Genomic DNA, 13,312 nt, shown 5'->3' with positions numbered 1-13,312 from the left:
ACAAAGGGGACTTGGGGGCATCTCGTGAAGACGGTTTTTTCGGACATCCAGCTCGCCCACGCGCCGGCACAGGAAATCTCGGATGGGGAGCTGAAGCCGGCCGTCGAGATTCCCAGTCGTGCGGAAATCGTGCTGAAGACCGTCCGGGAACGTCAGGTCGGCGAGGTCGTTGCGCCCGAGGAATTTCCGGTCCGCCCGCTGCACCGGGTCCACGCCCCGGACTACGTGTCCTTTCTGGAGGGGTTCTGGGAAAAATGGACAGCGGCGGGCCGCAGCCGCGAGGCCTTTCCGTTCGTCTGGCCGATCCGCAGCCTGCGCCAGGATGTGGAGGTGGACCATATCGACGGGCTGCTCGGCCGGTATTCCATGGATGCGGGAACGCCGCTCGGCCAGCACACCTACCGCGCGGCGCGAGCCTCTGCCGACACGGCGCTCACCGCCGCCAAAATGATCCTTGACGGCGAGACGTCGGTCTTCGGTCTCTGCCGGCCGCCGGGGCATCACGCCGGCTACGATTTCTTCGGCGGCTATTGTTTCTTCAACAATGCCGCGGTCGCTGCCCAGTACCTCAGGGACTACGGTCTGCACCGGATAGCGATCCTCGACGTGGACTATCACCACGGCAACGGCACCCAGGCGCTGTTCTATGACCGGCCGGACATCCTGTTCCTGTCGATCCACGCGGATCCCAGGAGCGAATACCCCTATTTCCTGGGGTTTGCCGACGAGACCGGTGAACATGCCGGAACCGGCTTCACCCGCAACTGGCCGCTGCCGCTCGGCACCGACTGGGAAGGCTACAGCCCTGCGCTGGAGGAAGCCTGCCGCTGGCTGCTGGTCTACAGGCCGGAGGCGATGATCGTCTCGCTCGGCATGGACTGCTACGAGCATGACCCGATATCCGGATTCCGCTTCAAGAGCGAGGACTTCACCCGTCTCGGCCAGCGGCTGAAGCGGGTCGGCGTCCCGACAATCTTCCTGATGGAAGGCGGCTACGCGGTCGATGCGCTCGGTACAAACTGCGTCAACGTGCTGGAAGGGTTCGAGGGCTAGGCGGAATTGGCCGGGCAGAGTATGCGGCCCATCCTTCGAGACGGCCTGGCGGCCTCCTCAGGATGAGGTCGCGGGGTATGACAGGCTATGCAAAAAGTTGTACCTCATCCTGAGGAGGACCGTTAGGTCCGTCTCGAAGGATGGGCCCCTCGCTCAAACCTCAGCGTGAACACCCAATAGCCCAAGCCGCTCGAGTTCTGACCTCAAGCCGTCCGCATCCTTGAAATGATGCGCAGCCATGCCGACCTGGCGGGCGGCTTCGACGTTCTTTTCGCTGTCGTCGATAAAGAGGCAGGCTCCGGCATCCAGGCCGTTGCGATCGAGCAGGACCTGATAGATGCGCGGGTCCGGCTTGATCAGCTTTTCTGCCGCCGACACGACGATGTCCCGGAAGCTGGTTTTCAGAAATGGAAACCTTGCCTGTGCCTCGGCGAATTTCTCGTCGGAGAAATTGGTGATGGCATAAAGCGGGGTGCCCTGGGCCTTGAGCTCGGCAAGGAGCGCCGGCGTCCCTTCGATCTCGCCCGGAACCATATCGTGCCAGCGCTCCGAATAGGCCTTGATAAGCTCCGCCTTGTCCGGGTGCTGCAGCGTCAGTGTGGCGACGGCCTCTTCCCAGGGGCGGCCGAGGTCCTGTTGCAGGTTCCAGTTCATATTGCAGACGGTTTCCAGAAACCGGTGCCGTTCCGCCGCATCGGGAATTAGTCGAACATAGAGATATTCAGGATTCCATTCGATCAGGACATTACCTATATCGAAGACGACGGTCGTGATAGAATTGCGCATTGGGCCGGTCCGGATTGTCTGACGGAAAGTGTTTACGGGGCAATGTAGAATTTTACGAGTTTCATCAGAAGGTTATGTCCGCATTATGGCACTTTTCCCGATCCCGGCCCGTAGAGCATTCCAGGCAACGGTTTCCTGGCTGCTGAAGGCTGCCCTTCTGATCACGTTGTCCGCAACGGCACAGGCACAGAACGGCGAAAGCCTGCCGGACCGGTTGCGCCTTGGCGTCGTCGTTGCCGGAGATGACGGTGCCCGTGACCGGGTCGAGCCGTTCCGCCTGGCCATTGAGGAGATCGCGGATCTGCCGGTCGACCTGTTCCTGATGGAGACGATGGCCGATGCGGTCGAGGCGATTGCAGCGGGGCGCATCGACTATGTCCGCCTGTCGCCCTCCGCCTACGCTGCGACCCATCAGCTTTGTGCCTGCGTCGAGCCTCTGGTCACAGCGGCACCGGACGATTTTCCCGCGCGGTTCTATGCGGTTCTGATTGCCCGCCGGGGAGCGGAGAAACTCACGCTTGCGGAACTCAAGGGGACGCGCCTTGCCGTTGGTGGCACGCATGCGGTTACGGGTTACAGGGTACCGATCGCCAATCTCGCAGCGGACGGCGTCGATGCACGCACCCATTTCAGCGCATTGGTGGAAGTGCAGGACCTGCTGGAGGGCGTGCGTGCCGTGCTTGATGGCCGGGTCCAGGCAACGCTCGGCTGGTCGACGCTGGCAGGCGAAGCCAAGAACGGGTACACCGCCGGCACGCTCAACGACTATTATGTCTCTGGCGGCCGAAGTTTCAACGACCTCGAAATCGTCTGGCGGTCGCTGCCCATTCCCTATTCGGCGCACAGCTTGCGCAAGGATCTGCCCGACGATCTCAAGCGGCGCCTGCGGGCCGGGCTGATGGATCTGCGCCGCGAAGCGCCGGATGCCTATCTTGCCATCGAACCGGATCTTCCCGGCGGTTTCGAGCCGGTGGTCCATGCGGATTTCCGGCCTGTTCTGCGCACCTACGAGGACGAGTTTGCCGCACTGCTGGACCCGTCACGGCAATAACATGCCGCAAGCATCCTCACGCCGATACCGTTTCCCGGATCAGCAGGGCGGCGCTGTGGCGGCGGATCATTTCTTCCTCGTTTGTCGGGATGACCAGCACGCTGACCTTTGACCCGCTGGCGGAGATGTCTTCGGCCGCGGCCTGGTTTCCGTCCTGGTCGATCGACAGACCGAGCCAATCCAGCTCTTCACAAACCTTCCTGCGCACCAGCGCGGAGTTCTCGCCGATGCCGCCTGTGAAGACGACCGTGTCAAGACCGCCCAGAACGGCCGCCATCGCGCCAAGCTCACGGCGGATGCGGAAGACGAAATACTCGATGGCCTCGGCTGCGCGCGGATCGTCGCTTTCGCTCAAGGTGCGCATGTCCTGGCTTATGCCCGAGAGACCCTTGAGCCCGGAGGACTTGTAAAGCAGGTCCGACACCTCGTCCGGAGAGAGGCCTTTCGTCGTCAGGAGATAGAGCACGACACCGGGGTCGAGCTGGCCGCAGCGCGTGCCCATGGGCAGGCCGTCGAGAGCGGTGAAGCCCATGGTCGAGCCGATGCTCTGACCGTCGCGGATCGCACACATGGAAGCGCCGTTGCCGAGATGGGCAACGACCACGCGCCCCGCATAGGCTTCCGGCCGGGACTGCTTCAGGTAGCTGCTGATATATTCGTAGGAAAGACCGTGAAAGCCGTAGCGGCGTACACCTTCCTCATAAAGGGACCGCGGCAGAGCGAATGTATCATTCACCCAGGGATGGCTGCGGTGAAAGGCCGTGTCGAAACAGGCGACCTGCAGTGCTTCGGGAAAAGCTTCGCGCGCGGCTCTGATGCCCGCGAGATTATGCGGCTGGTGCAGCGGCGCAAGGGGCTCCAGGCCTTTAAGATCTTCCATTACCTCCTCGGTAATTCCGAGTGGCGCCGTATGGGCGATGCCGCCATGGACGACACGGTGACCGACTGCGTCGACTGCGTGTCCATCCAGCTCCTGTTCCAGCACCGGCAGGATGGCAGCCAGCGCAGAGGCATGGCACTGGCCTTCTGCTGTTGTCAGCAACCTGTCGATCCCTGTGTCCGTGACCATCGAAGCCAGAGCGATGCGCGGCTCCGCTCCGAGGCCGGAAATCTGACCCTTCAACTGCTCCGAAGCGCCGGAAAAGAGGGTGAACTTGATCGACGAAGAGCCGGAGTTGAGAACGAGAATGACGGGCCCCACGCTTATTCCTCCCCGTTCCGGTCGAGCAGCGCCACCGGTGTGCCGGTTGTCTGCCAGTGCATGTAAAGCAGAGCGAGGGCGCAGGAGGCAAGGCGTGCGCGGCCGTCATCGGCACGGCTGGTCAGCATCACCGGAACCTTGGCGCCGATCACAAGGCCGGCGGCTTCCGCATGGGCGATGAAGGTCAGTTCCTTGGCCAGCATGTTACCGGACTCCAGATTGGGTACGATCAGCACCTCCGCATGACCGGCCACCAGCGAGGTGATGCCCTTGGTACGCGCCGCCTGGACGTCGATGGCGTTGTCCATGGCAAGCGGACCGTCGACGACCGCGCCCGTGATCTGGCCGCGCTCGGCCATCTTGGAAAGCACCGCCGCGTCGAGGCTGGAGGGGATCGCCGGGTTCACCGTTTCGATGGCGGATAGAACGCCCACCCGGGGCGTTTCAAGACCAAGGGCCAGCGCCGCGTCGATGGCGTTCTGGGTGATGTCGACCTTGGTGTTGAGGTCCGGAGAGATGTTGATCGCCGCGTCCGAAATCAGCACGGGCGTTTTCCGGCCCGGAATGTCCATGACGAAGACATGGCTGATCCGGCGCTTTGTCCGAAGGCCGCCGTCGCGCTTGACCACGTGGTGCAGCAGGTGATCGGTGTGCAGATGCCCTTTCATGACCGCCTTGACCCGGCCTTCGTGCACAAGGGCAACGGCACGGCCCGCGGCCTCCATCTCGTCCTCGATGTCGATCAGCTCATAGGAACCGATGTCTTCGCCAAGCTCCCTTGCGGCGGCCTCGATCCGCTCGCGCGCGCCGATCAGGATCGGCTGGATCAGGCCTTCTCGCGCAGCCATCAGCGCTCCTTCGAGCGAATTCGGGTCGTCCGGCGCGGCAACCGCGGTCGGCAGGGCGGGCAAGGTCTTGGCCCGCTGGATCATGCTGTTGAAATGCCGGTGACGCTGCACCAGCAGGGCCGGAATGTTGCTGGCATCGAATTCTATGGTCTCGACCGGCGCCACGACTTCCGCCACGCCCTCGACCAGACGGGTTCCGTCGCCGCGGGTGACCGTCATGTCGAAGGTCACGACATTGTCCGGCTTCTTGGCGGTGGCGGTGACCTTCACATGCAGCTTGTCGCCGACGGCAGCGCCCGCCAGAAAGCGGAAGGACTGGGACCTGTAGACCGTTCCTGGGCCCGGAAGGATATTACCGAGCACCGCGGAGGCAAGGCAGCCGACCCACATGGCCGGCGCGACCGGTTTGTCGATATGGCCGTCGCCTGTCCAGTCGGTATCGGGCAGGTGGATCGGATTGTGATTGCCGGAGGCATGGGCAAAGACCAGGAGGTCGTTGGACGAGCATTCGCGGACGATTTCAGCGCTATCGCCTACCTGGATCTGATCATAGGTCTTGTTGGTCGCCATCTGTCGGGTATTCCCATACTGAAAAATTTTGCAGCGCAGCATTCAGGCGGAGAATAGAGATATTATGCGACATAAGGAATAAGGGAGAGGGCTTAGGACGCCAAACCATGAGTGAGCCAGACCGGACAGGGGACACCTGGCGCATGCTCATGCCTGGCGGTCTTCCAAGCGGAAGTGGCTTGGAGGCAGATGAACCGGTTCAGCAGTTTGTGCAGTCGACGGTGTCGGTCAACCGGGGCCGGAGGTAATAGGTGTCGCTCAAGGTGATCTCGCTTTCCCGGCTGAAGAAATCCGTGAACACACCGGCGAACGGTGGCGTGTAGTCCAGGGAAACCTTGCCCAGAACGATCGACGTGTTGGGATTTGCGACATTGTCCGGGATCGTGACCGGTGGCTTGGAGCCCTTGGCCCAGGGTTTGGAACCCTTGGAATCGTAGCTCCAGTCGACGCTGGCATCTCCGTCCTCGTCGAAGGAAATGCTTGCAATGGTCGTCACCAGATCGGTGGCGGGGTAGGGCGCCATGATTTTCTCGCCCAGATCCATAACGGCCTTGAGTTCGGTCGTCGTCACGGTCTGGGCCTGGGCGACAAGGTCGGTGACGGCGTTGGCGATACGGCTCACCTTCCTGTCTTCGTTCATGGCGCCGGTAACTTCCGCCATTCCGATGAGAAGCAGGAGCATGAAAGGAAGGATGAGCGCAAATTCGGTTGCTGCAACAGCTCTCGCATCCCGCCGGAATGCGGCAAGCCGGCGCCACAGTTTCCCTGACGGACGCAAGGGTCTAGTTCCAGGGTTCATTTCGAAACACCATTGTCGAGGTCAGGTGACGTTCCCCATTCTTGTCCGCTGGATCGAAATTGAAAATGGAGGTCATCATCGGCCACTTGTAGATGACATTCACGACAACAATCTCGCTGGCATCTCCAATGTCGTAATTGGTTTCGTCCTTGAGATTACCGTCTTCGTCGTAGAGAACGTCCGTGGAATTTGCAGAAGCAAAATCGGGGACGGCGGTGATATCGACATAAATCCGGTCGATATTGCACATGAAGGACGGCATGTAGTCGCAAACTTGCTGCTTGAACTGTTCCTGGCTCAATTTGCCATGCGCCTGGCCGGTTCTGATCAGGCGCGCGGAACCGACAACCGCATTGTCCAGCATCCGGTTGGCGAAATGCACAAGACCGACCTCGATTATCCCGAAGGCCAGCGTGAAGAAGGGGAGCGCTACGAGGGCGAACTCGACGGCGGTCACGCCACCGCGGTCTTCGGCCAGAGACCGGCCATTTCTGCCTTTCAAGCAAAAAAGACTACGCAGCTTCCGGATCATTCCTTGCACACTCCGTGCTCAACCACGCCTATTGAACGCCCGCAGCTTCAAGCGAGAGGCTGTTCCTGGAGGTCGCCTGTTCGGCGGTTGCCTTGAAGGCGGGATCGGAATCGCCAAGTCGCAGCGTCGGCTCGCAACTGGGGCTGCAGGACAGGGTCGTCCGTTCCGCCTTGCGATAGACCGACACCACATCGTCTTCCGACGCCCGCACCGTAATCACTTCATCCACGATCGGCTTGTTGTTCGCATCCAGGATGACCAGATTGGTCGTTCCGTAGCTCTTGCCGGTGATGACGACCGTGTTCTGGTCGAACATGGCGACATCTGCAATGAAGGGATTGCCGACGATGACAGCCGAAGCACCTTCCGCGATGCGGAAGATCTTGGCGCGGTCGACAGTTACCATTACCGGACCGTCCTGCGCCGCTGCTGCGCCTGCGTGAAGCGCCAGCACAAGCACGCCGGTCCATTTGAGTATGTTCGTGAACATGCCTATGGGTACTCCATATATATCTGTTCTTGCGACAGCATGCAGCAAACGTGGTGAACGATCTGCTAACGCAGGGGCTCAAGAAGTGTAAACCGGCGCTTCTTTGGTGTTTTTGATGATAAATGCGTTCCGAGCGTATTCGGATTGTATGCATTGCTGGGAATACGAGCGGGACCTCATGGCGCCCTGTCTTGGCGGGTGGGATTATCTAGACTTTCACGCGGGAAATTAATCAATACTGAATGATAGAACAGTACTGATAAGAGAGAATTACAGTCAGGGGAAAATCGGTCGAGGAAATATACTTATTTATTGAGATTTATTTTAAAGTTTTTGTGAGGTATTAATCATTTTTTATCTATACCTATTGTTAACTATAGTGATATTTGTCAGGATTTTTTTGATGGCGGATGGTAAATTTAACTGCTTGGAAAGCTCTCTGCCCTAGGGTGATCACATGTTCGAACGGACAAAAGAAGATCCGGCGGACTTTGAAGCTGTCAACTCAGTGGTACTTGGAGCAAACACATGAAGTCTCTTATCAATCGTTTCGCCAAAGACGAATCCGGCGCAACCGCAATCGAATACGGCCTGATCGCTGGCCTCCTGTCCATCGTCATCCTGACCGCGTTGTCGCTGACCGGTACTTCGCTGAAGAGCGTCTTCACGAAGATCCAGACGACGCTGAGCACCGCTGCTACTGCAAGCTAATGGTGGGCAGAGGCGCGAACGCTAAGTTCTAACGCTTACAGAAAACGGGCAGCTTGCTGCCTGTTTTTTGTTATCTGCAATCCAATTTGTCTGCGAACCGTTAACTCTCGGCAGTTAAGTTCGCTGACAGCGGGTCTCGCGGGCGGTCGTATGCCTGCAGAATGCCCGATGACTTTGGCAAGGGTCAGCCATCGGGACGCCGGACTTATCGGCCCGAAGGTTCCCGGGCCCATAGAATAAAGAGGGATGTCCGATGGTTGAGGCTGCACTCCTTGTGATCTTTCCCATGCTCGTCGCTTTCGGCGGCGCTTCGGACCTTCTGACGATGACGATCCAGAACCGGGTCTCCCTGCTCCTGGTGGCAGGCTTTGCGCTTGTTGCGATCGGAACGGGCCTGCCGCTGTCGGATTGGGGCACGCATCTCCTGGGGTTCCTTCCGGTCTTCGTCGTCGGCTTCACCTTTTTTGCCTTCGGCTGGATGGGCGGAGGTGACGTGAAGTTCATCAGCGCGATTTCGCTCTGGATCGGCCTGACCCCGGAACTCGGTCATTTCATGATTCTTGTCTCTCTTTACGGGGCCGTGCTGACACTCGGCATTATGTCGATGCGGCAAATGGTGGGTTTCCCGCATATACTGGCGCGCCAGGAGTGGTTCGACAGGCTTCACGACAACCGCAGCGGCATTCCCTACGGCATTGCGATCGCCGTTGCCGGCCTGCAGGTCTATCCGTCGACCGCCTGGTTCAAGCTGATCGGCCAGTCTCTCTAAGCTTGAAATTTCAAATCGCGTAAGGGCAGGTGCCATGGTGCGCCTGCTTTTCATGTCGATGACGGCATGATTTGGTTCTACATTTTTCAAATTGCAGTGGTATTTAGAAAGCGTTCAGTAAAGTTAACAGATATTAACCAAAAACATCTACACCTGGTTAACCATGTTTTGACCAATTACCCCTCATCCTAGGAAAGAACGGCGCATGCGCCCCTAGGAATATTGGGTCTTGGTCATGAAATTCGCTCGAATCTTCGTACTGGCAATCGCAGTCGCAGCAGGCATCATCGCCTTCAGAATGGTGATGATGTCGGGCGGTACGCCTGCGCCTGCTGTGGTGGAAACACCTGTCGTTGAGCAGAAAAGCCAGGTTCTTGTCGCAAAAAACGACATCAATCTCGGTGGAAAGCTATCCAAGGACGACCTCTCCTGGGCCAATTGGCCGGCGGACTCCATCCCATTCGGATCGGTGACACGCGAGGCAAGTCCGACCGCCGACGAAGAATTTGATGGGCGAATCGCACGCGCCCCGATCTTTGCCGGCGAACCAATCCGGCCTGAACGCCTGATCAACACCGACAAGGGCTTCATGTCGGCCATCCTGCCCAAGGGCAAGCGGGCGATCGCGGTGAGCGTGGAAGCCGAGACAACCGCAGGCGGGTTCATCCTGCCGGGTGACAAGGTCGACCTCATCCTGACCCGCAAGTCCGACAATGGCGCGCGCAGCGAGACGTTCCTGGAAAACATCCGGGTGCTCGCCATCGATGCCACCACGGCCGGGGAACAGGATCAAAAGAACCTGAGCCCGAAGCGGACGGCAACCCTGGAACTGACACTGGCGCAGTCGGAACTCGTCGCCCAGTCCCAGCAGGTCGGCACGATCGCGCTGGCTCTCAGGAGCGCGCAGGATTCCGCTGATGATGCGGAAGCGGATAACAGCCGCCGGCGCGGTGTGAACTTCGTCAAATATGGCGTGACCAGCCAGGCAGGTACGCAATGACACCGGTTGACAAAAGAACGTCCAGCGCGAGGGGCGCGATGAGAAACTTTCTTAAGAAGATGGCAGTTGCGACCTGTCTCACGGGCGCACTGCTCGGGCTTACCGGTCCAGCCGTCCTGGCGGAAGAAAACTTCCCCAGCCAGGTCCATGTGGCGGCGGGCGAACGGGCAACCGATCGCATCCTGAATGTCGGTATCGGCCGGTCGGTGGTTATCAACCTCGCCGAAGATGCCGCCGACGTCCTGGTCTCTAACCCGGAAATCGCGGATGCGGTCCTCAGAACACCGCGGCGGATCTTCGTCATCGGCAACACCGCAGGGCAGTCACGGCTGGTTCTCTTCAGCCGCAGCGGCCGCGAACTGGCAAGTTTCGACGTCCGGGTCGAAAAGGATACGTCCGATCTGACCCGCATCATTCGCAAGCTGATTCCAGGAACGCAGATTTCGGCCGAATCGGTCAATGGCAACGTGATCCTGAGCGGGACGGCGAAGAGTGCGATCGAGGCACAGCAGGCAGGTGACATTGCCGCGAAGTTCCAGGGTGCGGCCGGCGCGACCGAAATCGTCAACCTGATCTCCGTCGAAGGCAAGGATCAGGTACACCTGAAGGTGAATGTCGCCGAAGTCGAGCGCTCCGTCATCAAGCAGCTTGGTGTCAAGCTCGGCGCGTCGATCGGCACAGGCAACTTCACGCCCGGCTACCTTCAGGCACCTGAACTCACGGTGAACCCCAATATCGTCAACCAGACTGTTGCCCAGCTTTCTTTCCTGAGCGGCACCACGTCGATCACGGCAGAGATCGAGGCGCTTCAGCGCGAGGGTGTGGTCCGGACGCTGGCGGAGCCGACGCTGACCGCTATTTCGGGCGAGAATGCAAGCTTCCTGGCCGGTGGTGAATTTCCGATCCCCGTTGCTCAGCAGGATGGTGAAGTCACGATCGAATTCAAGAAATTCGGTGTCGGGCTCGACTTTACCCCGGTTGTCATGTCCGGCGGGCGGATCAGCCTGCGGATCAAGACCGAGGTCAGCGAGCTCAGCAACGACGGTGCGATTGCCTTTGGCGGGATCTCGATCTCGGCACTCAAGGTGCGCCGGGCCGAATCGACCGTGGAACTGCCTTCAGGCGGTACGCTGGTCATGGCAGGCCTTCTTAAGGAATCCTATCAGCAGGCTGTCGACGGTGTGCCCGGTCTGATGCAGATCCCGATCCTTGGCGCGCTCTTCAAAAGCCGTGACTTCCTGAAGCAGCAGTCGGAACTGGTTGTCTTCGTGACGCCCTATGTCGTGCAGCCGGTTGCAGTGAGCAAACTGCAGCGCCCGGACAAGAACCTGATGCCGCCGAACGATGCGGAAACCATTTTCCTGAACCGGCTCAACAAGATCTACAACCCCGCAGGTGCCGTGGCCGAGGGCACGTATCACGGCCAGGTCGGGTTCATCTACAAGTGAGGACGGACGGATGATTAGCAAGAGAACAGTCCGGCTGGCGACCGTTTCCAAATCCGCCCTCGCCCTGGCGGGATGTCTCGCGGTGCTGGGTTGCCAGAACCAGAACCAGACGTCGAGCCAGTTGCTTGCCTCGAACGATTACCGCCTCCAGCACCCGATCGTGGTGACGGAGGAACCCGAAACGCTGGACCTGCCGATCGGCCGCAACACGCGTCGGCTCCATGGTCCGGTGGAGGACACGATCACCGCTTTTGCGGCCGACAGCCGCCGCCGGGGCGACGGGTCGGTCGAAATCCTGGTGCCGTCGGGTGGCGCCAACGAAGCGGCGGTGCATTCCGTAACACCGGAAATCCGGGAAGCATTGCAACGTGGCGGCCTCGCGCGCACCCGCATCAGCACACGCACCTACGCGGTGCAGGACGCCAGTGCCGACGCGCCGATCCGGCTGTCCTTTGCCCGGATGCAGGCGACCGCCGGTGAATGCGGGGACTGGCCCCGAAATATCGGCGGCGGGTTCGGCCCCAACGTCAATTACGAGAATTTTGGCTGCGCGACACAGGCGAACCTTGCCGTGATGGTCGAAAACCCGTCCGACCTTTTGACCCCGCGTGCCTCCACGCCGGCAGATCAGATGCGCCGCGCGACGGTGTTCGAAAAGTATCGCAAGGGTGAGATTACCGCTGCCGAATTCAAGGAAGGGGTCGGGACAGAGGTCTCAGACAACTAGGTGAGAGCATGAGTGCCAATTCGGAACTGAAAGACATGTCAGGCTACATGGATCCTTATTCGGAACCTGCTGAGCATCAATATGCGGGCAGCGAAGAAAACGTTCATATCGGATCCATTCCGCGCATCACTGTGCATGCCTTCTGCCTGACCGACGCGACCATGCGCATCGCGGAAGCCGCGATGGAAGACCGCCGCATGGCAAAGGCCCACCTCAAGATCGACATGGGCGGGATTCCGGCGGCCATCGAGACTTTCGAGCAGGCGCCGACACCCAACCTGATCATCGTCGAGACCTCTGGCCGGCGGGAAGACCTCCTGACCAGTCTCGATCACCTCGCCGAGTATTGCGATGCCGGCACAAAGGTGATCGTCATTGGCGACGTCAACGATGTGATGCTCTACCGCGAGCTGATCACCCGCGGCGTCAGCGAATACCTGATCACGCCCGTCAGCGTTTTCCAGCTGATCGGCTCCGTCAGCAACCTTTACACCGATCCGGATGCGGAACCGCTCGGGCGGACCATCGCCTTCTTCGGCGTCAAGGGCGGCTGCGGTGCGTCGACGATCGCCCATAACGGCGCCTGGGCGCTGGCCCGCAGCTTCCAGAGCGAGGTCGTGGTGAGCGACCTGGATCTGGCCTTCGGCACGGCCGGCCTGGATTTCAACCAGGATCCGCTTCAGGGCGTCTTTGAAGCCATTTCGTCGCCCGAACGCCTGGACGAAACCTACCTCGACCGGATTCTCTCCAGGTGCAATGAGCATCTGAGCCTGCTGGCTGCTCCGGCAACGCTCGAACGCACATATGACCAGAGCGAAAAATCCTTCGAGCTCCTGACGGATACAATGCGCGCCAGCGTTCCGCATGTGGTGCTGGACGTCCCACACGCCTGGAATGCCTGGGTCAAGAACACGCTCATGAATGTTGACGAGATCGTTCTGGTGGCCGAACCGGATCTGGCCAATTTGCGCAATGCCAAGAACGCCGTCGATATTCTGAAGCAGATGCGGCCGAACGACAGGCCGCCGCATCTGGTCATGAACAAGGTGAATGTGCCCAAGCGCCCGGAAATCAAGCCGGATGAATTTGCCGGCGCCCTCGGCCTGACGGTCCAGGCAGCCATTCCGTTCGAGCCGCAGCTTTTCGGCACGGCGGCCAACAACGGACAGATGATTGGCGAGGTTGATGGCAAGCACGCGATCGCGCGCATGTTGGACAATCTGGCACAGTCCGTGTCCGGCAAGGCGGCGCCGGCCAAAAGCGCACGTCCGGGCCTTGGCGGGCTCTTGTCGAAACTGAAGCGGAAGGCCGGCTGACCGGCCCGAGA

The 13,312-nt window shown here is 60.0% G+C and carries 14 protein-coding genes; 8 read left to right on the top strand and 6 right to left on the bottom strand.

The window, feature by feature from the left end:
• The first annotated feature begins 24 nt into the window (after positions 1 to 24).
• Positions 25 to 1,053: a histone deacetylase family protein gene (locus ACX3M4_RS14600; RefSeq protein WP_459359279.1), complete on the top strand. Its 1,029-nt coding sequence runs from the start codon at positions 25 to 27 to the stop codon at positions 1,051 to 1,053.
• Between the two features lie 153 nt (positions 1,054 to 1,206).
• On the opposite strand, the gene ACX3M4_RS14595 is transcribed toward ACX3M4_RS14600, so the two are convergent.
• On the bottom strand, positions 1,207 to 1,839 hold the full coding sequence (locus tag ACX3M4_RS14595; protein WP_459359278.1) for an HAD family hydrolase: 633 nt from the start codon (positions 1,837 to 1,839) through the stop codon (positions 1,207 to 1,209).
• An 85-nt stretch (positions 1,840 to 1,924) separates the two neighbouring features.
• Here ACX3M4_RS14595 and ACX3M4_RS14590 point away from each other — a divergent pair, with 85 nt between their 5' ends.
• Positions 1,925 to 2,890: a phosphate/phosphite/phosphonate ABC transporter substrate-binding protein gene (locus tag ACX3M4_RS14590; RefSeq protein WP_459359277.1), complete on the top strand. Its 966-nt coding sequence runs from the start codon at positions 1,925 to 1,927 to the stop codon at positions 2,888 to 2,890.
• Positions 2,891 to 2,906: 16 nt separating this feature from the next.
• Here the strand turns inward: ACX3M4_RS14590 and ACX3M4_RS14585 are convergent, their stop codons facing one another.
• The 5 genes from ACX3M4_RS14585 to ACX3M4_RS14565 all read right to left on the bottom strand — a co-directional run bounded on the left by ACX3M4_RS14585 (position 2,907) and on the right by ACX3M4_RS14565 (position 7,330).
• Complete coding sequence (locus ACX3M4_RS14585; protein ID WP_459359276.1) at positions 2,907 to 4,091, bottom strand: acetate/propionate family kinase; 1,185 nt, start codon at positions 4,089 to 4,091, stop codon at positions 2,907 to 2,909.
• Between the two features lie 2 nt (positions 4,092 to 4,093).
• Entirely contained in the window at positions 4,094 to 5,509 is a 1,416-nt protein-coding gene (locus ACX3M4_RS14580; protein ID WP_459359275.1) for a bifunctional enoyl-CoA hydratase/phosphate acetyltransferase, read from the bottom strand.
• Between the two features lie 199 nt (positions 5,510 to 5,708).
• Positions 5,709 to 6,287, bottom strand: coding sequence for a TadE/TadG family type IV pilus assembly protein (locus tag ACX3M4_RS14575; RefSeq protein ID WP_459359432.1), 579 nt, complete (start codon positions 6,285 to 6,287; stop codon positions 5,709 to 5,711).
• A gap of 4 nt (positions 6,288 to 6,291) precedes the next feature.
• The gene (locus tag ACX3M4_RS14570) at positions 6,292 to 6,765 is read right to left on the bottom strand and encodes a TadE family protein (protein WP_459359274.1); all 474 of its coding nucleotides are present in this window, start codon (positions 6,763 to 6,765) and stop codon (positions 6,292 to 6,294) included.
• A 103-nt stretch (positions 6,766 to 6,868) separates the two neighbouring features.
• Positions 6,869 to 7,330 carry a pilus assembly protein N-terminal domain-containing protein gene (locus ACX3M4_RS14565; RefSeq protein WP_459359273.1) on the bottom strand — a complete coding sequence of 154 codons (462 nt, stop codon included), beginning with the start codon at positions 7,328 to 7,330 and terminating at the stop codon, positions 6,869 to 6,871.
• A gap of 528 nt (positions 7,331 to 7,858) precedes the next feature.
• On the opposite strand from ACX3M4_RS14565, the gene ACX3M4_RS14560 reads away from it, so the two are divergent.
• The 6 genes from ACX3M4_RS14560 to ACX3M4_RS14535 all read left to right on the top strand — a co-directional run bounded on the left by ACX3M4_RS14560 (position 7,859) and on the right by ACX3M4_RS14535 (position 13,301).
• Positions 7,859 to 8,041 carry a Flp family type IVb pilin gene (locus ACX3M4_RS14560; protein ID WP_459359272.1) on the top strand — a complete coding sequence of 61 codons (183 nt, stop codon included), beginning with the start codon at positions 7,859 to 7,861 and terminating at the stop codon, positions 8,039 to 8,041.
• Between the two features lie 253 nt (positions 8,042 to 8,294).
• Complete coding sequence (locus ACX3M4_RS14555) at positions 8,295 to 8,810, top strand: A24 family peptidase (protein ID WP_459359271.1); 516 nt, start codon at positions 8,295 to 8,297, stop codon at positions 8,808 to 8,810.
• A 235-nt stretch (positions 8,811 to 9,045) separates the two neighbouring features.
• Positions 9,046 to 9,810, top strand: coding sequence for a Flp pilus assembly protein CpaB (cpaB, locus tag ACX3M4_RS14550; protein WP_459359270.1), 765 nt, complete (start codon positions 9,046 to 9,048; stop codon positions 9,808 to 9,810).
• A gap of 38 nt (positions 9,811 to 9,848) precedes the next feature.
• Positions 9,849 to 11,258 carry a type II and III secretion system protein family protein gene (locus ACX3M4_RS14545; RefSeq protein WP_459359269.1) on the top strand — a complete coding sequence of 470 codons (1,410 nt, stop codon included), beginning with the start codon at positions 9,849 to 9,851 and terminating at the stop codon, positions 11,256 to 11,258.
• Between the two features lie 10 nt (positions 11,259 to 11,268).
• A complete protein-coding gene (locus ACX3M4_RS14540) occupies positions 11,269 to 11,985 on the top strand; it encodes a CpaD family pilus assembly protein (protein WP_459359268.1) in 717 nt (238 codons plus the stop codon).
• A gap of 8 nt (positions 11,986 to 11,993) precedes the next feature.
• Positions 11,994 to 13,301 carry an AAA family ATPase gene (locus tag ACX3M4_RS14535; RefSeq protein WP_459359267.1) on the top strand — a complete coding sequence of 436 codons (1,308 nt, stop codon included), beginning with the start codon at positions 11,994 to 11,996 and terminating at the stop codon, positions 13,299 to 13,301.
• Positions 13,302 to 13,312 lie beyond the last annotated feature (11 nt).

Source organism: Roseibium sp. M-1 (assembly GCF_054515675.1).
The sequence above is the reverse complement of the archived record's forward strand: the minus strand, read 5'-3'. Positions and strand labels throughout refer to the sequence as shown.

Coding starts and splice junctions, on each gene's coding strand:
- ACX3M4_RS14555 (WP_459359271.1), top strand. CDS start 8,295: ATGGTTGAGGCTGCACTCCTTGTGATCTTTCCCATGCTCGTCGCTTTC.
- ACX3M4_RS14595 (WP_459359278.1), bottom strand. CDS start 1,839: ATGCGCAATTCTATCACGACCGTCGTCTTCGATATAGGTAATGTCCTG.
- ACX3M4_RS14590 (WP_459359277.1), top strand. CDS start 1,925: ATGGCACTTTTCCCGATCCCGGCCCGTAGAGCATTCCAGGCAACGGTT.
- ACX3M4_RS14540 (WP_459359268.1), top strand. CDS start 11,269: ATGATTAGCAAGAGAACAGTCCGGCTGGCGACCGTTTCCAAATCCGCC.
- ACX3M4_RS14580 (WP_459359275.1), bottom strand. CDS start 5,509: ATGGCGACCAACAAGACCTATGATCAGATCCAGGTAGGCGATAGCGCT.
- ACX3M4_RS14545 (WP_459359269.1), top strand. CDS start 9,849: ATGAGAAACTTTCTTAAGAAGATGGCAGTTGCGACCTGTCTCACGGGC.
- ACX3M4_RS14535 (WP_459359267.1), top strand. CDS start 11,994: ATGAGTGCCAATTCGGAACTGAAAGACATGTCAGGCTACATGGATCCT.
- ACX3M4_RS14560 (WP_459359272.1), top strand. CDS start 7,859: ATGAAGTCTCTTATCAATCGTTTCGCCAAAGACGAATCCGGCGCAACC.
- cpaB (WP_459359270.1), top strand. CDS start 9,046: ATGAAATTCGCTCGAATCTTCGTACTGGCAATCGCAGTCGCAGCAGGC.
- ACX3M4_RS14565 (WP_459359273.1), bottom strand. CDS start 7,330: ATGTTCACGAACATACTCAAATGGACCGGCGTGCTTGTGCTGGCGCTT.